17 protein-coding genes and 1 tRNA gene are annotated in these 18,109 nt (G+C 42.1%); 17 read left to right on the top strand and 1 reads right to left on the bottom strand.

Annotated features, from left to right (window positions below):
* Positions 1–21 precede the first annotated feature (21 nt).
* The 6 genes from NZ848_RS13415 to NZ848_RS13390 all read left to right on the top strand — a co-directional run bounded on the left by NZ848_RS13415 (position 22) and on the right by NZ848_RS13390 (position 8,602).
* Positions 22–95 (top strand) — tRNA-Arg (locus tag NZ848_RS13415).
* Positions 96–562: 467 nt separating this feature from the next.
* Positions 563–1,408, top strand: a complete 846-nt coding sequence (locus NZ848_RS13410) for an SDR family NAD(P)-dependent oxidoreductase (protein ID WP_259015892.1) — start codon at positions 563–565, stop codon at positions 1,406–1,408.
* A 49-nt stretch (positions 1,409–1,457) separates the two neighbouring features.
* Positions 1,458–2,378, top strand: a complete 921-nt coding sequence (locus NZ848_RS13405) for a helix-turn-helix domain-containing protein (RefSeq protein ID WP_259015891.1) — start codon at positions 1,458–1,460, stop codon at positions 2,376–2,378.
* Between the two features lie 302 nt (positions 2,379–2,680).
* Positions 2,681–3,184 carry a DinB family protein gene (locus tag NZ848_RS13400; protein WP_259015890.1) on the top strand — a complete coding sequence of 168 codons (504 nt, stop codon included), beginning with the start codon at positions 2,681–2,683 and terminating at the stop codon, positions 3,182–3,184.
* Between the two features lie 279 nt (positions 3,185–3,463).
* A complete protein-coding gene (locus tag NZ848_RS13395; protein ID WP_259015889.1) occupies positions 3,464–6,136 on the top strand; it encodes a hypothetical protein in 2,673 nt (890 codons plus the stop codon).
* A gap of 51 nt (positions 6,137–6,187) precedes the next feature.
* Entirely contained in the window at positions 6,188–8,602 is a 2,415-nt protein-coding gene (locus NZ848_RS13390) for a hypothetical protein (protein ID WP_259015888.1), read from the top strand.
* 114 nt (positions 8,603–8,716) lie between these two features.
* Here NZ848_RS13390 and katG read toward each other — a convergent pair whose 3' ends face one another.
* Complete coding sequence (gene katG / locus NZ848_RS13385) at positions 8,717–10,984, bottom strand: catalase/peroxidase HPI (protein ID WP_259015887.1); 2,268 nt, start codon at positions 10,982–10,984, stop codon at positions 8,717–8,719.
* Between the two features lie 404 nt (positions 10,985–11,388).
* Between katG and NZ848_RS13380 the strand changes: the two genes are divergently transcribed.
* The 11 genes from NZ848_RS13380 to NZ848_RS13330 all read left to right on the top strand — a co-directional run bounded on the left by NZ848_RS13380 (position 11,389) and on the right by NZ848_RS13330 (position 18,109).
* Positions 11,389–11,718 (top strand): ArsR/SmtB family transcription factor, encoded by a 330-nt coding sequence (locus NZ848_RS13380; protein ID WP_259015886.1) that lies wholly within the window; start codon positions 11,389–11,391, stop codon positions 11,716–11,718.
* The gene (locus NZ848_RS13375) at positions 11,718–12,200 is read left to right on the top strand and encodes an SRPBCC domain-containing protein (RefSeq protein ID WP_253522809.1); all 483 of its coding nucleotides are present in this window, start codon (positions 11,718–11,720) and stop codon (positions 12,198–12,200) included. The genes NZ848_RS13380 and NZ848_RS13375 overlap by 1 nt, the downstream gene beginning before the upstream one ends.
* Positions 12,187–12,780 carry a YdeI/OmpD-associated family protein gene (locus NZ848_RS13370; protein WP_259015885.1) on the top strand — a complete coding sequence of 198 codons (594 nt, stop codon included), beginning with the start codon at positions 12,187–12,189 and terminating at the stop codon, positions 12,778–12,780. The genes NZ848_RS13375 and NZ848_RS13370 overlap by 14 nt, the downstream gene beginning before the upstream one ends.
* A gap of 139 nt (positions 12,781–12,919) precedes the next feature.
* Positions 12,920–13,324, top strand: coding sequence for a DoxX family protein (locus tag NZ848_RS13365; protein ID WP_259015884.1), 405 nt, complete (start codon positions 12,920–12,922; stop codon positions 13,322–13,324).
* 65 nt (positions 13,325–13,389) lie between these two features.
* Positions 13,390–13,875, top strand: coding sequence for a type II RES/Xre toxin-antitoxin system antitoxin (gene parS / locus NZ848_RS13360; RefSeq protein WP_259015883.1), 486 nt, complete (start codon positions 13,390–13,392; stop codon positions 13,873–13,875).
* 1 nt (position 13,876) lies between these two features.
* Complete coding sequence (locus NZ848_RS13355) at positions 13,877–14,335, top strand: RES family NAD+ phosphorylase (RefSeq protein ID WP_259015882.1); 459 nt, start codon at positions 13,877–13,879, stop codon at positions 14,333–14,335.
* Positions 14,336–14,366: 31 nt separating this feature from the next.
* Positions 14,367–14,930, top strand: coding sequence for a DUF4256 domain-containing protein (locus tag NZ848_RS13350; protein WP_259015881.1), 564 nt, complete (start codon positions 14,367–14,369; stop codon positions 14,928–14,930).
* 139 nt (positions 14,931–15,069) lie between these two features.
* On the top strand, positions 15,070–15,621 hold the full coding sequence (locus NZ848_RS13345; protein ID WP_259015880.1) for a DNA-3-methyladenine glycosylase I: 552 nt from the start codon (positions 15,070–15,072) through the stop codon (positions 15,619–15,621).
* Positions 15,622–15,811: 190 nt separating this feature from the next.
* On the top strand, positions 15,812–16,300 hold the full coding sequence (locus NZ848_RS13340; protein WP_259015879.1) for a DinB family protein: 489 nt from the start codon (positions 15,812–15,814) through the stop codon (positions 16,298–16,300).
* Positions 16,301–16,391: 91 nt separating this feature from the next.
* A complete protein-coding gene (locus NZ848_RS13335) occupies positions 16,392–16,985 on the top strand; it encodes a TetR/AcrR family transcriptional regulator (protein ID WP_253522786.1) in 594 nt (197 codons plus the stop codon).
* A gap of 92 nt (positions 16,986–17,077) precedes the next feature.
* Positions 17,078–18,109: an efflux RND transporter periplasmic adaptor subunit gene (locus tag NZ848_RS13330; RefSeq protein WP_253522783.1), complete on the top strand. Its 1,032-nt coding sequence runs from the start codon at positions 17,078–17,080 to the stop codon at positions 18,107–18,109.

Raw genomic sequence — 18,109 nt, 5'->3', positions numbered from 1 at the left:
CTATATTTGCACCCACAATTCGGATCCGTAGCTCAGTTGGATAGAGCAACAGATTTCTAATCTGTGGGTCGCAGGTTCGAATCCTGCCGGGTTCACTAGCCTTCTCAATACTGAGGAGGCTTTTTTTATGCACTAAGAGCAACAGATTTCTAATCTGCGGGTCGCAGACGGTCGGCCGCAGAACGTCTGACCGCAGCCGTTCGAATCCTGCCGGGTTCACGACAAAACAAAAAATTTAATTATTAGCCCAAAACCCTGCCTGCCTGGCGGGGTTTTCTCGTTTATAAACTTCTTCTTCTCAATCCATTATTTTACCACAGAGTTGCTCAGAGTTTGGCACTGAGTTTCACCGAGAAAAAAAAACTCCGTACTTCTTCGTGCAATCACTCCGCGACACACCGTGGTTAAAAATACTTCACAAAAAAATTGAGGCTATTCTTGAAACTCATCCCACCCGCATTTTGGTTACGTAATCCCTCATTTTGACTACACCAGAGAACCCCAGTGTGCTGACCTTTGTGCTGTTAATCATTCTAAATAGTATCACATTATGAAACAGCCAATGGAAAATTCAGGCACGTCAGAAAAAGTATGGTTCATTACAGGCGCATCACGCGGATTCGGTCGCGTCTGGGCAGAAGCCGCCCTGCAACGCGGCGATAAAGTAGCAGTTACGGCGCGCAAATTGGAAAGCATTGCCGACCTGAAAGAAAAATATGGTGCAAACGCACTCACGCTGGAGCTGGACGTAACCCATGCCGAACAAGCCCGGCAGGCAGTAAATGAGGCCTATGAGTACTTTGGCAGGCTTGATATTGTTTTCAACAATGCGGGGTATTCGCTGGTTGGTACCATCGAGGAATCAAGCGCTGACGATATCCGCGCTTTGTACGAAACGAACATTATTGGTCCGGTTTCTGTTATTCAGGCGGCTTTGCCGTTGTTGCGTCAGCAGGGCGGTGGGCACATACTGGGTACTTCAAGCAACCTGGGGCATGTGGTATTGCCGGTTATTGGCTATTATTGCTCGTCTAAATGGGCATTTGAGGCCATTTATGAGAGTCTGGCAGCCGAGGTTAAAGCTTTTGGCATAAAGGTAACCATCATTGAGCCGGGCGCTTATGCTACCGAGTTCGGCAGCCAGCAATCGTTGAAATTTGCGCAGGGACTAGACATCTACGCCGATTTTAAAAATCAGTTTTTTGGTAGCCTTCAAACTATGGAAAGAGGAGACCCTGCCGCTACACCGGAGGCGCTTTTTAAGGTTGTAGATGCCGAAAACCCACCTTTACGGTTTTTTCTGGGTAGTCATAATTTACCTTGGGTTCGTCAGGCTTATAACGATCGGCTGGCAACTTGGGAGGCATGGGCAGAGGTATCTAATGCAGCGCAGGGTAGCATAAAGTGATTGCGCAACCAAAATTAAGTGTCGACCATCGTTTTACAGATTTCAAAACATGAAAAAAGAAGATAACAGCCCGCTGAAAATGGAGTCATTGACAGAGGCACACCGTATTTTTGGTATTCCCAGGCCCCAACATCCATTAATCAGCCTGATACATGGAACTCATCTGCCTGCCGATATGGGCGACTTCCGCAATGGGCATGTGCTGGGTTTTTACAAAATAGCCTATAAACCAAAACTGACTGGCAGGCTGAAATACGGCCAGAGCTACTATGATTTTGATGAGGGCGGGCTGTTGTTTGCATCGCCTGGACAAATAATGGGGGTAAACGATAACGAAGCCAACGCGTGTTCGGAGTACACGCTGCTGGTTCACCCCGATTTTTTTCTGGGGTATAGTCTGGCAAAGAAAATCAGACAATACGGTTTCTTTTCTTATGCAACTAACGAAACGCTGCATCTTTCAGAAGAAGAAAAAACAACCATTATGCAGGTTTTTAATATGATAGACATAGAACTGAAAGGCCGCATAGACGATTTTAGTCAGGATGTGGTCATAGCCCAGATTGAATTGCTACTCAATTATGCTAACCGGTTCTACAAACGCCAGTTTATTACACGCAAGGCCATTAATAACGATTTGCTGCAAAAGCTGGAAGAAATACTCGACAGCTATTTTGCCGGTGAAAAACCAGCCAATGAGGGCATACCCACGGTGCATTATCTTTCAGAAAAACTCAATTTGTCGCCCAGTTATCTGAGTGATTTGCTTCGCTCACTTACCGGGCAAAATGCCCAGCAACATATTCATCAGAAACTGATAGAAAAAGCAAAAGAGAAACTTTCTACCTCCGGTTTGTCGGTCAGTGAAATAGCCTATGAACTGGGTTTCGAGCATCCGCAGTCATTCAGCAAATTGTTCAAAACGAAGACGAATCTTTCCCCTTTGGAGTTTAAGCGGTCTTTTAATTGATGTGGGTTAGTACCTTTATAATTGTTTAATTAAGGTTTAGTCCCGAAGAGTGGCTGTATTAATATACCGCCCCTCTTCGGGATTTTTATGTTTTTTCAGGCTTTATTTTTTGTAGGGGTTTTTCGATAGCGGATTTTTTTAATTGATTAATCAGCGCAGGTGGCATTTACCCCGAAAATTATTTTCTGACCATTAAAATTTTATAGTTTTTAATAACTTTGTCAACTATCCGATACGTCTTCAAAATAGCGTCATAAAAAGACAATAGTCTATCCTCATTATTCATAAAAAGGAACACAAATATGCTTTTACAATCTTTAATAGCCGAGTTTGAGCAGGAAGTTCAAAATACCAGAAAACTGCTGACGGCCATTCCGGAAAAAGATTTGGCTTACAGGCCTTCACCCACCTCATGGACAATGGGCGAGCTTGCCCAGCACATAGCCACCATTTATTACTGGTATACCGGCGTTTTTACCACCGATGTGTATGACATGGCCACCGACCGACTGGAACGCGGCAACCCTGCCGATATAGGTGCTACCCTTGTGTTGTTTGAAACCAATGTGGAAAAAGCCCGCGCCGCGCTGCAATCGGCCACTGAAGAGAGCCTGCAAAACCTGTGGACCATGAAAAACGGCGACCGCACCATGCTGGGGCCATTTCCAAAAGGCGCCATAGCCCGTGGTTTTGTATTTAACCACATTTACCACCACCGCGGCGAAATGATTGTGTATCTACGCGCCACCGGCAACAAAGTACCAGGCCTATATGGCCCCACCTACGAGCAGTCGTTGCCGAAGTAAAAGTGTATGGATTTGATGAGGGGGCCTTCTCTTGTTTGGGAAGGTTTTTTTATGGTTTTCAAGTGAAAGATGTTAAACAAAGAAGCAAGGTTTTTCTCTCAGTCTATGTATAAACTTGTTGAATCTCTTGATTAATATAAATGCTAGTTTTTATCATCCTGAAACATTTAAGCCGTTTTTCTTTTGCTTTTCAAAGATTTTTATACCGCTAAATAATAAATTACTATATTTACGTATAGTATTCTATTCATTCGTACAAAACTTCAAACTTATAGTTCAATGCCTAAAGAAATTAATATAATTCTTGATAAAAGTACACATGCTCAACCCTTTGAAGCCAATAGTAATCTAATACATCAGGATGAGCTTGAAAATGTATTGGGATTTATAAAAAAGAAAATAGAGAATGTTAATAGGAATATCGATAGAAAGAATAAACCCGAGCTTCACTTGCATGATACAATTACCATTCTGGGTTCCAGAGGTAGTGGAAAAACTTCATTTTTGTTGAGCGTACAAAAGGAACTAGAGAAAAAAAATAAATTTGGCGATATTAATAGTTCCGATTTTCAGCAGGTGCAGGTTCTAGAAATAATTGATCCAACATTGATAGAAGAAAAAGGGCATGTTTTTTTGAATGTAATTTCCAGAATTACGGAATTGGTTGAAAATAAATTAGACGATGAAGAATGTAAACCAACTTCGGATCAAATAGTCTGGAAAAGAAAAGATTGGCGTAATGCCTTGAGCAAACTGGCATCAGGATTACCCTCCATTGATGGAGTGGCTGACCATATAAATAACAGTTGGCAAGACCCCGAATTTGTAATGGAAAATGGTTTGAAGTCGGTAGGGGCATCTTTCAAACTATCTGAAAACTTTCATAATCTATTAGTAAGAGCTTTGGAAATTCTAGATAAGAAAGTTTTTCTTTTGATGTTCGATGATATTGATGTTGACTCAAGAAAGGGCTGGCCAGTACTGGAAACAATTCGTAAATATCTTACGAGTGAGAGATTAATTACACTATTATCTGGTGATTTGAAGCTTTATTCAACTGTGGTTAGACAAAAGAAATGGCAAAATTTTGGTAGTGAGATTCTGAAATATGAGGGTGAAGTGCTCAAAAGGTTAGGTCGTTTTGATGATACTATTTCAGAACTGGAATCTCAGTATTTACAGAAAATTTTGCAGCCCAGGTTGAGAATTGCTCTACCAACACTTTGGCAGTTAATAAATGAGAGAGATTCTGGCAGGAAATTACTTTTCTCTATTTCTCATTCACAAAGTCAATTAGAAAGTAAAATTGAAATTCAAACTGCTTATAAGAACTTTTTGAAAATTTTTGGAATAATAAGTGAGAATGAAACTTCACAATATTTAAGATTCTTTTTGAATACTCCTCTTAGAACGCAAATTCAAATTCTTTCTATTTTCTATGGAGATATTTTAAAACAACAAAACGCCGGCAAGTATGCAAAATTATTGATTGATGTTTTTTTTAGTGATTTGCAGTCAAGGGAAATTGATCCTATTCCCTTAAGGCAGATAGGCAAAATGCTAAATAGATTTATATTACAATTTTTAATTAAAGAGCGAAAACTGGTAGAATTATACCAATTACAGCCATTTACAACAGATTCTTTTTTGAATGCTGGTTTGTTAACCTTAAATTTCATGTTAGTTGCAGAAAATAAGTACAATCCATTTGTGTTTTTTGATTATTTTATCCGGATTGGGTACCTAAGAAATCTTATGCCATTGATTGGGTATAAAGATGATAACTCCTCAGATTATAGTCTGTCTTTTGTAGAGTTGTGCAGGCGGGAGGTTATACTAAACGATGGAAGTTTAAAATCGGTAACAGGTAGAATTATTTCATATTTGAGAGGTTATTTAGATAAGGGTTCAAATAGTGAATACATTTCCAAGGCTGGTAGCATACCATTATTTGGATTGGCTTCAACAGCAAAAAAGGGCATTGAAGACACTGCGGATAGAATTGATGGGATTTTAAAAATCAAAAGTGCAAACCGTATAGAACGATTATTAGTATATTTACCTTTGACCTCCAATCAATATGCATACAAACAATCGTCACTTCTTACCTATTCACCTTATACGCTTTTAGGTGCAATTGGCGAACTTTGCAAAAAGATTGATTCCGAAATCAGTTTAAATGATTTTTTTGAATTGGCACAGTTGAGAGCATTTATAATGCCAGATTTTAAAAGAAGGCCTAATGAGGAGTATGAGACTCCAGAAGAGATTTCTTTGGATTTTGCTGATGAAGGTGAAGATGTGATTAAGTTGGAAGAATATTTTAAAAAATGGGTTAAAGCCCGTCCTGAAGAATTAACTGTCTCTTCATATCTGATGGGCAAAATTTCTACCAGATTTTTTTACGCCCTAGCAAATTTAGAAAATAAAATAGGTCGTAAAAATCTTGGAGAAATATTCCAAGCCCAATTAATAGCGTTTATGAATGCAGTATTAATAGAAGATTGCATTGCTAATAGTGATTTTTCAAATGAATTGAATCTTAATAATCCACGTTATAGCGAAGCATTATTTGTAAATAACCTGAAAAAAGTAATTAAAAAAGCTAAAAGTAATAGCGAAGTATTATCATTTTCGAAATGGATGTTGGCTTGTCCGATATTATGGCTTTATCTTAAAAGAGATAATGCCGAAAAGGCAAATAATAATGTAGTAAAAGCTGAAAATAATTTATTGGAAAATCTAATTGAATTCTGCGGGATTAATGATGAAGACTTGAAGTCAAAGATTGGTAAAGTTTTTGAAATTTTAAAAGATATTCCAATTAAAAGTGAAAAAACAAATAATTTGAAAGACGAAGATAAACTTAAAAGTACAAGGGGTCGTAGAAGCAAAGATTCCAATATTGAGTCTAAAGATGGTGACACATTGGGGAAAAGCGAAAAAAATTGAAGATGAGTTCATTAAGTAAACGGTCCAATATTCAGATATTTAGTTTTTAAAATGCTGCATCTCTTACTCTCAGATAATGAATCCTTGCGTCAATACGATGATGGGAAGTATGCTAACATAGAGGACATAAGCAGACGCCTTTTTCTATTGAAGAGGGCTCAAAATCCATATTTGCCAGACCACTTGTTGAAGTTTGAGCTTTCAGAAATTTTTAGTGAAACAGACAATTTATCAAAACTTTTTTCTCATACTATGCCTGCTTGGGTCTGTCAGTTTCTTGAGCTGAACCAGAATAGAGTAAGAATTAAGTCTGAGCAGCAAAATAACTGGCAGGAATTACTAACTTATATTCCTCCATTGTGGTTGCAAAGTCTGTTTTTATTTCAAAAGTCACCAGTTAGTATCAGTCCTAAAAAAAGTGAAATATATAGTTATTTCCAAACTTATATACTTCCTAATACTCGGTATACTTCCATTCCAAGAGCAGATTTGTCTCAGCTTAATTATTATGTTTCCAAAAGTCACGGATTCCATGATTTGCATGTTCATCTCAGCGGAGCCTCTGAAACAGACAAGGTATGGCAGGATTTTCTTTTTAACCCCAGGGAAACTTATGGTCATTTAAAAATGGGTTTCAAAGAGAACATGGTTAAGGAACAGCTAGAGCAGGAGTTTGGTGTAATTCAGCCATTAAAATACTACCGACTTTTAAAAATAGCACAAAACTTACGTAAGTTTTTCTTTGATTTTCTTTTTATAGATAATACGTCTTTCAACCAGAACATTGGTAACAAGAATATCATCTTGTATAAGATTATTAATAATTCCCCTGATTATGAAGGGAGTTTCAGACATCCGTTTGCTTCCTTGGTTTTTAAGCATGATTCGGAAAGTACTTGCAAAATGTCTGTTGAAATGCTAATGCATATATTAATACTCGACAGGCTTTATCGTAATCCCAATGAGTTATTAGCTGGCTTGCTACATTTCTATTTACTGATTCTTGGTTTAACTAATCGTTTATTAGTTCAGCAGGTTCATCAGAACGGATTTGACCAATTTCAAAAACTTACAAAGAATAAGTTTCGGGACGGACCTGAAAAGGATTACCTTCATCGTTTTCATCAGATGAATGGAAATGATTTAAGGTACATCAGGTTTTTGGAAGGACGTTTTTCTCCCAAAAAAACCGAGGTTGAGATGATAAGCCTATTTGCCAATATAGATTCTGGCTGGAAAAAGCTAATTGCTGACTTTAAAATAAAAAGTATCGGTAATAATGTGCCATTGCCTGAATTAAGTCTTGTTGCGCATTTCATTAAACAGCCTGAAAAAAACAAAAGTAAGACAGTTAGACATCGGTCTTTAAGGCACGACTTGTTTGTGATAGGAAAAGTAATCACTTTTTTAAAAAAGAATCAACATAAGTATAAATATAGAATTGCTGGCATTGATGCAGCTTCTAATGAGTTTGATGCGCCTCCGGAGGTTTTTGCCCCGGTATACAGAATGATGCGTCGTGCTGGCATACGACATTTTACGTATCATGCCGGAGAAGATTTCTACCATATTCTAGATGGACTACGAGCTATTTATGAAGCAATCAATTTTTGTGATTTGAGAAAGTCTGACAGGATAGGGCATGCAACCGCCACAGGCGTTTCTGTTAAACTTTGGGCAAAAGCGGTTGGTAATAAGTTTAAAATAAAAAAGGGTATTCACCTGGATAATCTGATTTTTTGCTATCACTTGATTCTTCAATTTAGTATAGACTCTTTACAGCAAGTTTTGCCTTATATAATTAATGAAGTAGATAACCTGAGTTTTGAAATATATAAAACCCGATATCCTATTAAAGTTTTAGAAAAAGCCTGGTTAATGAGACAGTGCTGCCCTATACATGTATCATCAGAGAAACGCAAGGATGCAAGATTAAGTCTCGTATTTGATGATGAAGAATGGGATTTCGCTATAGATAAGGGATTTAGAAAAAAATACGGACACAGTAATCCTGATCATGCCCTAGAGGTTTACCTAAATTATCATACTGAAACGATAAGACAGAATTATGATGAGATTATTGATATTAATCCTTTTTCTATTCTCAATGAAATTCAATTGGAAATCCTTCAGATTGAAGTGCTAAAGTTCATGAGTTTAAGAGAGATTGTAATTGAGACACTTCCTACAAGTAATGTAAGAATTGGCTACCATAGAGATTTTAGTACTTATCATTTAATTAACTGGATAAGGTGGAAAAAGGAGGGAAAGAATATACCATCCATAGTGGTAGGTACAGATGATACCGGAATTTTTTCAACCAATATCTACAATGAATATGCCAATATTTATTCATCACTCCACCATATACACCAGATGCCACACGATGATGTAATGGATGTCATTAAAAGACTTGAAGAAAGTGCAGGAATTTATCGATTTGATATTGAAAAATCATTTTCTTAATGTGTTATGGAAAAAGCGATTTATAGATATTGCGCTTGGAATATTTGATTGCCCCCCCTCCACAAAAAAAGCAGCCCATCAGGCTGCTTTTCGTTTCTCCAAAAACCACTATTATCAAACCAAATCAAATCTGTCCAGATTCATTACTTTTGTCCAGGCGGCTACAAAGTCTTTTACGAATTTCGCTTGTCCGTCTGAGCTGCCGTAAACTTCGGCTATGGCTCTTAGTTCTGAGTTCGAGCCAAACACCAGGTCGGCGCGGGTGGCAGTCCATTTCCAGTCGCCGGTGGCGCGGTCGGTGCCTTCATACAACTCTTTATCTGCCGATGCCGCCTTCCAGGCCGTGCTCATATCCAGCAGATTTACAAAGAAATCGTTTGTTAACTCACCCACGCGGTGCGTAAATACGCCATGTTTAGAGCCGTCGTAGTTAGTACCCAGCACACGCATACCACCCACCAAAACGGTTAATTCAGGGGCTGTGAGTGTCAGCAATTGGGCTTTATCAATCAGTAATTCTTCAGTTGAAACCCTGAAATTCGCCTTGCGGTAGTTGCGGAAACCGTCAGCCAGTGGCTCAAGGAAACCTACCGATTCTACATCAGTCTGCTCTTGTGTGGCATCCATGCGTCCCGGAGAAAATGGCGCGGTTACGTCGTGTCCGGCATCTTTGGCCGCTTTCTCAACACCAGCCGCACCGGCCAGCACAATCAGGTCGGCCATTGAAATCTTCTTGCCACCGGCCTGAAAATCCTTCCGGATGCCTTCCAGCACGCCCAGCACTTTTTGCAGTTGCGCAGGGTTGTTTACCTGCCAGTATCTTTGCGGAGCCAGACGGATGCGGGCGCCATTGGCACCACCGCGTTTGTCAGACCCACGGAAGGTAGAAGCAGAAGCCCAGGCCGTTGAAACCAGCTCAGAAACACTCAGGCCCGATGCCAGAATGGTTGCTTTCAGGGCAGCCACATCGCTTTCATTTACCAGCTCATGGTCTACTGCCGGAATCGGGTCTTGCCAGGTAAGTATCTCTTCCGGTACTTCCGGGCCCAGATAACGGGCACGTGGCCCCATGTCGCGGTGGGTTAATTTAAACCAGGCACGGGCAAAAGCATCAGCAAAGGCATCCGGGTTTTCAAGAAAACGGCGTGATATCTTCTCATAAGCAGGGTCAAACCTTAGCGCAAGGTCGGTTGTCAGCATAGACGGGCGGTGTTTTTTGCTGCCGTCAAATGCATCCGGTATAATGTTATCGGCATTTTTGGCCACCCATTGGTGCGCGCCTGCCGGGCTTTTGGTTAGTTCCCATTCAAAGGCAAAGAGGTTTTCAAAGAAATTATTGCTCCATTGTGTAGGGGTGGTTGTCCAGATTACTTCCAGTCCGCTGGTAATGGCATCTGGGCCTGCGCCGCTGCCGTAGCTGCTTTTCCAGCCCAGGCCTTGCAGTTCAAGGTCGGCCGCTTCCGGCTCCTTGCCAACGTGGGTGGCAGGGGCGGCACCATGTGTTTTACCAAAGCTGTGGCCACCGGCTATCAGTGCCACGGTTTCTTCGTCGTTCATGGCCATACGTCCAAAAGTATCGCGTATATCTTTAGCCGCTGCAATCGGGTCGGGGTTGCCATCGGGGCCTTCAGGGTTTACGTAAATCAAGCCCATTTGTACCGCTGCCAACGGATTCTCCAGATCTCTGCTATGAATTTTGCCATCGGCATTATCGTCAGACGACACCACCCCATGCGCTTTGGCAACACCTTCAGAGCCATGCCCGTAGCGCAGGTCTCCGCCCAGCCAGGTAGTTTCAGAGCCCCAATACACATCTTCTTCCGGTTCCCATACGTCTTCGCGGCCACCTGCAAAGCCAAAAGTTTTAAAACCCATCGATTCCAGCGCCACGTTTCCTGTCAGAATCATTAAATCGGCCCATGAAATTTTATTGCCATATTTTTGCTTGATAGGCCACAACAAACGGCGGGCTTTATCAAGGCTCACGTTATCTGGCCAGCTGTTTAGCGGCGCAAAACGTTGCTGGCCAGAGCCACCGCCACCGCGGCCGTCTGTAACACGGTAGGTACCCGCGCTGTGCCACGCCATACGGATAAACAAAGGGCCGTAATGACCAAAATCTGCAGGCCACCAGTCTTGCGAATCAGTCATCAGGGCGTGCAGGTCTTGTTTCACCGCTGCCAGATCAAGACTTTTAAAAGCCTCGGCATAGTTAAAATCTTTGTCCATCGGGTTCGACAACTGCGAGTGCTGGCGCAAAATATTCATCTTTAACTGATTGGGCCACCAATCGCGGTTTCTGGTGCCGCCACCGCCTGTGTTGCTTTTCAGGGTGCCGTTATGGAACGGGCATTTGCTGATATCTCCTGTTTCTTTTTCCATGGAATCTAAAAAGTTTTTATGATTGAATGAATAATGTTGAAATCAATTTTTGATGCTGTAAAGGTATGGGGTTGTGTATAATAATCAAAATCGAATAAATCTATGGTTTTATAGATTTTGTCTATGTTGGTTAATTGAATTGATGTACCGTTATGTTCTGAGTTGCTGTTATAAAGTTAAGCGTCAGGGAATTAAGTCAATACAATTATGTATTAAATTTTGTTTATCAGCAGAACAGATTCGTTGCGTGGTAATGCCTTTGAGGTATTTGGAGGCTAATAAAACATTCGATAAAGTAACCACAACCAAATAAATCGATGGATAAGAAATAAAGCAAAAATAAAGCTGTAAAAATTTGTGTAGCCAAATAGCTACGCGTATATTTGTAGTCAAATAGCTACGCAATGAACTTAAGAAGAGATGTTTTTCAGGCCATAGCCGACCCCACCAGACGTGCCATACTGCTTCTGGTAGCCACACAAGCCATGACAGCCGGGGCCATTGCCTCTAATTTTGATACCGCCAGACCAACCGTTTCGAAGCACTTGCAGATACTGACTGAATGCGAGCTACTGGCGCAGGAACAAAGCGGACGGGAGATTTATTACTCAATTAACCTGGAGAAAATGAAAGAGATTGCCGACTTTATAGAACCTTTCCGCCAGATATGGGATGAAAGGTTTAATAAACTGGAGGCGATTCTGAAACAGTATCAAGCTAAAAATAATACCTGATGGAACGTAAAACCAAAGTGAGTGCCGAAGCAGGCAGGCAGGAGATTGTGATTACCCGGGAATTTGATTTGCCGGTAGACCTGCTATTTAAGGCCTATACAGAACCCGAAATTGTGGAACAATGGATGGGCAATAAAGTTCTGAAACTGGATAACCACAAGTATGGAGGCTGGCATTTCAGAACTACCGATGCCGCCGGTAATATTCTGTTTCAGGCGCATGGCACTATTCATGCCTTTGAACCCAACCAACGGATAGTGCGCACGTTCCAGATGGATAACGCCGCCTTTGATGTAACACTTGAGTTTCTGGATTTTAAAAAACTGACCGATACCACCAGCCTTTTCAGCATGCACATCATTTACAGGTCGGTTGAATTGCGCGACCTGCAACTGAAAATGCCGTTTGAGTTCGGGCTGAATATGGCGCACGGCCGCTTGCAGGAAATCATGAATCAACAAAAAACCGATGGAAGCAGGTAACCTAAACCCCAAAGTTGATTTTTTCTTCAATAAAGCCACCCAATGGAAGGCAGCGTATGCGCAACTGCGGAGCCTTGCCCTTGGCTGCGGGCTGGCAGAAGATTTGAAATGGGGCTGCCCCTGTTACACGCATCAGGGCAATAATGTGGTACTGATACACGGCTTTAAAGACTATTGCGCACTACTGTTTTTTAAAGGTGCTCTGATGGGCAATGCCGACGGCCTGTTGATTCAGCAGACAGCAAACGTGCAGTCGGCAAGGCAAATGCGGTTTACCAGTTTAAGTGAGGTAGCGACGCAGGAGGCAATCATTAAAGCACATATTTATGAAGCTATTGAAATTGAAAAGGCCGGATTGAAAGTAACTCTAAAAAAAACCTCAGATTATACCATACCCGATGAGTTTCAGCAAAAACTGGATACAAACCCTGCCCTGAAAACCGCATTTGAAGCCCTGACACCCGGGCGACAAAAGGCATATCTGTTTCATTTCGGGCAGGCAAAGCAGGCATCAACCCGCCTGGCAAGGGTAGAAAAATTCATACCGAAGATACTGGAAGGGAAGGGGTTGGAGGATTGATTGTAGTTAGAACTGCCGACTTTAGTCGACAATACATAACAAATGCTCCTTTGTTTTGATAGCCAGCGAATTCATTCGCTGTTACTAAAAAGACATCCTAATTTACCTAGCATTCATTACTTACATAAACGCTACAACAATGGAAACAACCGTAAAAGCAGCCAAAAGAAACAAAATTATCTATTGGATAGCCACCATCTGGCTATCACTGGGTATGGTATCAAGCGGCGTGGTGCAGCTCATACACCTGAAAGAAGAGGTAGACCTTTTCAACCATCTGGGGTACCCTGAATACTTCCTTACCATTATTGGTGTCTGGAAATTGCTCGGTGTGGTAGCAGTACTCGTGCCGAAATTCCCGGTAGTAAAAGAATGGGCCTATGCCGGATTCTTCGTAACCATGGCAGGCGCGCTGTTTTCGCACCTGGCCGTAGGCGACACCACCTTTGAGGCTTTCTTTGGGCCAATACTACTGGTTGTGCTTACGGTAACCTCATGGTATTTCAGACCTGCCAGCAGAAAAGTAATTGATTTGCAGAAATAGTGTATATAATTTGCGTATTCAGACATTTGTCGTATATTTACAGACAAATGTCTGAATGTAAAACCATGACAACCGCAAAATCAAATATAGAAATTAAGCTCAGCAAAGAAATTACTTCATTTCTGAAACAGGCTCGTATTGATACTAAATCAGTTACTTATGAGGATTTCCTTGCCAACAAAATGCTTATCATTGCGGTCATAAGGGCAGGTATTCCTTATTCACTTTTCGGATTGATTCAGGACTACACACCTTTTTCAGAAACTGACTGGGCGGGTTTTCTTGATATTTCTACCAAGTCTTTGCAGAGATACAAAACATCTACCAATCACCATTTCAAGCCAATACATTCTGAGAAAATCATTGAACTGGCTGAAGTTACAAAGGTAGGGCTGGATGTTTTCGGTAATATGGATAAGTTGCGTCTGTGGCTCAATACCCCCAATTATGCCCTTGGAAGCCAGAAGCCGATTGAATTGCTGCGCGATTCTTATGGCAAAGAATTGGTGATAAGTGAGCTGGTGCGTATTAATCACGGTATTTTGGTGTAACATGGAAGTTTACCGACTTTCACGCGAGAAACATGCCAGTCCGTTGTCGGGCAAAGGGGCAGCCATGAAAGGGGCGAGGTGGAATTCAGCAGGAGTAGAACTGATTTACGCCGCTGCCAACCGTTCGTTGGCTATGGCCGAAGTGGCAGTGCATTTTACATGGGCTACGCTGCCGGAAGATTATGTGATGATAAGTATTGACATTCCGGATGATATAGCCATAATAGAGGTGGCAGAGGCAGCACTACCGGCTAACTGGAAAGACTTTCCACATCCGGTATCTACTCAGAAATTCGGCGATGAGTTTGTATATGGCAACCAGTATTGTGTTTTACGAATCCCCTCTGTCGTTACACAAGGAGATTTTAACCTGCTCATCAATCCTAATCATAAAGATTTTAATCGAATTGAGATAAGCAAAATTGAGAAATTTCCATTTGATAGGAGGCTTTTGATGTAAACTACCATCCAACCTTTAATCAGCAAAACCCATGAGCAATAAAAAGGAACTACCAGCCGAAGTACGCACCGAACTACTCAAAACCCTGAAAACCCGTTTTGAAAAAAATAAGAATCGGCATGAAGCAATAGGCTGGGAGCTTGTAAGGGCGAAGCTGGAGGTTGATGCTGATAAATTGTGGTCGTTAAACGAAATGGAAATAACCGGAGGCGAGCCTGATGTTATTGGTTACGACGCCAATACCGACGTATATATTTTCTGCGATTGTTCGGCTGAAAGCCCGAAAGGCCGCCGGAGTATCTGCTACGACCACCCGGCATTAAACGCGAGAAAGGAGTATAAACCCGCCAACAGTGCCATAAATATGGCTGAGGAAATGGGCATTGAATTATTGAATGAAGAACAGTATCGCCATTTGCAAACCCTTGGTAAATTTGATACCAAAACTTCAAGCTGGCTGCTTACCCCCGATGCGGTTAGAAAGCACGGCGGGGCTATCTTTGGCGACAGCCGGTATAATCATGTCTGGACCTACCATAACGGCGCTGACTCTTACTACGCTGCCAGAGGTTTCCGCGGCTTGTTAAAAGTATGAGGGCATTCAAATTGCGCTGCATCAGTAACAAAACCAGATTAATTCCTCCTGAAAACCGCTTTCAATTGAAACTCTTCATTTTGTGTAGCTACCCTGTGTAGTTTGCATTTTATCTTTGCTGTATCAAACAATCAGCCAGATGTCGTATTGCTTTTACATTGACCGCATGACGGGCGCGCAACAGGCGCTTCATAAAAACTATCATGATAACCATTATGGTTTTCCAATACATGACGATAACGAGCTTTTCGGGCGATTGCTGATGGAAATCAACCAGGCTGGCTTAAGTTGGGAAACCATCCTTCGCAAGGAAGAGTCGTTCCGCGCGGCCTACGATAACTTCAATATCAGTAAAGTAGCCAATTATACCGAGGCCGACCGCGAACGCCTGATGGCCGATGCAGGCATTATCAGAAACCGACTGAAAATTAACGCCGCCATTGAAAACGCCCGTACCATACAGGGTTTGCAGGCGTCGCATGGGTCGTTTGAAAAATGGCTGGAAGCCCACCACCCACGCACCAAAGACGAATGGGTGAAATTGTTTAAGAAAACTTTCCGCTTTACAGGCGGAGAAATTGTAAACGAATTTCTGATGAGCATTGGCTATCTGCCCGGCGCACACGATACCAACTGCCACATATACCATAAAGTATTAGCCCAAAAACCACTCTGGCACAAGGCTGTTTAATAACCTCCACGATTTTTTGATTGAGTCCGCCGCTGCATTGCGGCAACCTTTACGCGATCTGCACGGGCGGCCTTACGGGCCGCCTCATTGCAGTACCACTCAGCCTGCTTTATTGAGTTTCAAGCCTTTTTCTGCCTTTTTCTTTTGCAAAGCACCAAAAATTGCGCGAGTATTGTATAAAAATGTATTGATGGCAGCCGATAATGAACTCATAATTGCAGTGCTGGAGTCGCAATACAGAGCTGCGTTTGCCATGTTGCGCGCTGCTATTGTAAAAGTACCCACCAATTTGTGGCATACCCACACCAGCCAGCACCCTGTCTGGCAGCTCACTTTTCATACCCTCTGGGCAGCAAAAATGTATCTTTCGGCTAACCCGTGGTCATTTACTCCGTGGCAAAATGCCCATCGCGGCGCCGAAAACCTCGGCAATTACCCCACCACTACCGCCCATACACCCTCAGAAATACTCAGCTTTATAGATGATATACAAGCCAGCCTGGCACATGACCTTTCTCAATTGCCCCTCCATGCGCCTTCGGGCTTTGAGTGGTATCCCGTAAGCAGGCTTGAGCTGCACCTGGTTAACATCAGGCATATTCAGCACCATACAGCCCAAATCATAGAGCGGCTCAAATCGGCAGGCATCAGCGATTTCGACTGGGTAATAAAGGGTTAATCATAAATTTTTAAGAAAATATTTGGCGAATTCAAAAATCGATTTTACATTTGTCGACCAAAATACATTTTTAGTCGAAAAGTTTAAAACTATGGAAAAGGACGAACTGGTTATTCAGGATATAATAAAAGGAGCCAAAAAATTAATGCAGCAATATGGTTTAAAAAAAACCACCATGGAAGACATAGCCAAAGCTGCCGGCAAAAGCAAAAGTACCTTGTATTATTATTTTAAAGATAAAGAAGAGATATTCGACAGGGTCATCAACCTTGAAATCGACGAGTTTTTTTATAGCGTTAAAACCGCTGTTAATGAACAACCCGACTCCATTTGTATGCTGAAGGCCTACATTGTAACAAAGGTAAAAGCCATTAAAGAGAAGGTAAACCTATACAGCCTGGTAGTTGAAAACGACCTGAACGGAAGATTAAATGAAGAATATTCTAACCTGCGAAACAGGTATGACCACGAAGAAAAACATTTGCTGGAGTCTATTCTGGCCAAAGGCGTAGAAACCGGGCAATTGAAAGAAGAGATTCTGGAAAACCTTGATTTGCTCAGCGATTTGATGGTGAGTTGTATCAGAGGAATTGAACTGGATATAATAGCCCGCAAGAAAAACACCGCACTGGCCGACAAGGCAGACCTGCTGGTGGATATGATAATTAAAGGAATGGGCAGGTAAAGCACACCAACACAATGCTTCTCGGAGCATTTTTTTAGCACCCAAATTCGACCAAAAAACGATTTTAGTCAAACAGTAAACAAAACAAACCAATGACAAGCAGATTAAATTTATTAGCGGCATCAAGCCTGTTGGTTTTAGCAGGTTGCGCATCACACGAGCCAGCCAAAACCGTAGAAACCAAAAAAGATTATAACGTGCAGGTAGAAAAGCCAATGCCTTACAGCGGCGTTGTGCAGGCGAAATACTCGGGGGTGGTAGAAGCCCAGAAAACAACCGTTTTGAGCTTTGCCACTCTGGGCACTGTAACCGATATATTGGTGGCCGAAGGCCAGAACGTAAAGAAAGGCCAGTTGCTGGCCAGGCTAGACGCCTCTACTGCACAAAACACGTATCAGGCAGCGTTGGCAAGCCAGAAACAGGCCGAAGACGCCTACAAAAGAATGAAACCCATGAAAGAAAACGGCACCCTGCCAGAAATAAAATGGGTAGACATAGAAACAGGCTTGCAACAGGCAAAGTCGGCAGTGGCAATTGCTCAGAAAGGCATCAGCGACTGCAACCTGTATGCGCCTGTAAGCGGGGTAATAGGCAAAAAAAATGTACAGCCCGGCATGAACGTGGCTCCGTCAATGTCGGTGCTTGAGCTACTGGGCATCCAGACGGTTTATGTAAAAATACCGGTTCCGGAAGACGAAATCAGCATGTTCAAAAAAGGCGAAACCGCCGAAATAACCATCAATGCCATAGGTAAAACCATTACCGGCACGGTAAAAGAAATTGGCGTAACGGCCGACATCCTGTCGCACTCTTATCCTGTAAAAATAGAAGTACAGAATTCGGCAGCCGAAATTAAACCCGGCATGATTTGCTCGGTACAGACCACGGCTCATGACCAACGCACCGGCGTTTTGGTTTCAAACAAAGCCTTGCAGAAAGATGCAGACGGCCAGCAGTTTATTTACATCGAACAAGGCGGTAAAGCTCTGAGAGTAAACGTAAAAACCCTGAAGCTGATAGATAACCAGGTGCTGGTGCAGGGCGAAGTGCCGCCGGCTGCCAACGTTATTGTAGCCGGGCAGCAAAAATTAAGTAATGGTTCAACAGTTCAAATTGCGCGTTAA

It is taken from the genome of Emticicia fluvialis (assembly GCF_024793945.1).
Classification (GTDB): Bacteria; Bacteroidota; Bacteroidia; order Cytophagales; family Spirosomataceae; genus Emticicia; species Emticicia fluvialis.
The sequence above is the reverse complement of the archived record's forward strand: the minus strand, read 5'-3'. Positions and strand labels throughout refer to the sequence as shown.

What these genes read in the sequence shown, in the direction of transcription:
- NZ848_RS13410 (WP_259015892.1), top strand. Translation starts at nt 563, where the DNA reads ATGGAAAATTCAGGCACGTCAGAAAAAGTATGGTTCATTACAGGCGCA.
- NZ848_RS13405 (WP_259015891.1), top strand. Translation starts at nt 1,458, where the DNA reads ATGAAAAAAGAAGATAACAGCCCGCTGAAAATGGAGTCATTGACAGAG.
- NZ848_RS13400 (WP_259015890.1), top strand. Translation starts at nt 2,681, where the DNA reads ATGCTTTTACAATCTTTAATAGCCGAGTTTGAGCAGGAAGTTCAAAAT.
- NZ848_RS13395 (WP_259015889.1), top strand. Translation starts at nt 3,464, where the DNA reads ATGCCTAAAGAAATTAATATAATTCTTGATAAAAGTACACATGCTCAA.
- NZ848_RS13390 (WP_259015888.1), top strand. Translation starts at nt 6,188, where the DNA reads ATGCTGCATCTCTTACTCTCAGATAATGAATCCTTGCGTCAATACGAT.
- katG (WP_259015887.1), bottom strand. Translation starts at nt 10,984, where the DNA reads ATGGAAAAAGAAACAGGAGATATCAGCAAATGCCCGTTCCATAACGGC.
- NZ848_RS13380 (WP_259015886.1), top strand. Translation starts at nt 11,389, where the DNA reads ATGAACTTAAGAAGAGATGTTTTTCAGGCCATAGCCGACCCCACCAGA.
- NZ848_RS13375 (WP_253522809.1), top strand. Translation starts at nt 11,718, where the DNA reads ATGGAACGTAAAACCAAAGTGAGTGCCGAAGCAGGCAGGCAGGAGATT.
- NZ848_RS13370 (WP_259015885.1), top strand. Translation starts at nt 12,187, where the DNA reads ATGGAAGCAGGTAACCTAAACCCCAAAGTTGATTTTTTCTTCAATAAA.
- NZ848_RS13365 (WP_259015884.1), top strand. Translation starts at nt 12,920, where the DNA reads ATGGAAACAACCGTAAAAGCAGCCAAAAGAAACAAAATTATCTATTGG.
- parS (WP_259015883.1), top strand. Translation starts at nt 13,390, where the DNA reads ATGACAACCGCAAAATCAAATATAGAAATTAAGCTCAGCAAAGAAATT.
- NZ848_RS13355 (WP_259015882.1), top strand. Translation starts at nt 13,877, where the DNA reads ATGGAAGTTTACCGACTTTCACGCGAGAAACATGCCAGTCCGTTGTCG.
- NZ848_RS13350 (WP_259015881.1), top strand. Translation starts at nt 14,367, where the DNA reads ATGAGCAATAAAAAGGAACTACCAGCCGAAGTACGCACCGAACTACTC.
- NZ848_RS13345 (WP_259015880.1), top strand. Translation starts at nt 15,070, where the DNA reads ATGTCGTATTGCTTTTACATTGACCGCATGACGGGCGCGCAACAGGCG.
- NZ848_RS13340 (WP_259015879.1), top strand. Translation starts at nt 15,812, where the DNA reads ATGGCAGCCGATAATGAACTCATAATTGCAGTGCTGGAGTCGCAATAC.
- NZ848_RS13335 (WP_253522786.1), top strand. Translation starts at nt 16,392, where the DNA reads ATGGAAAAGGACGAACTGGTTATTCAGGATATAATAAAAGGAGCCAAA.
- NZ848_RS13330 (WP_253522783.1), top strand. Translation starts at nt 17,078, where the DNA reads ATGACAAGCAGATTAAATTTATTAGCGGCATCAAGCCTGTTGGTTTTA.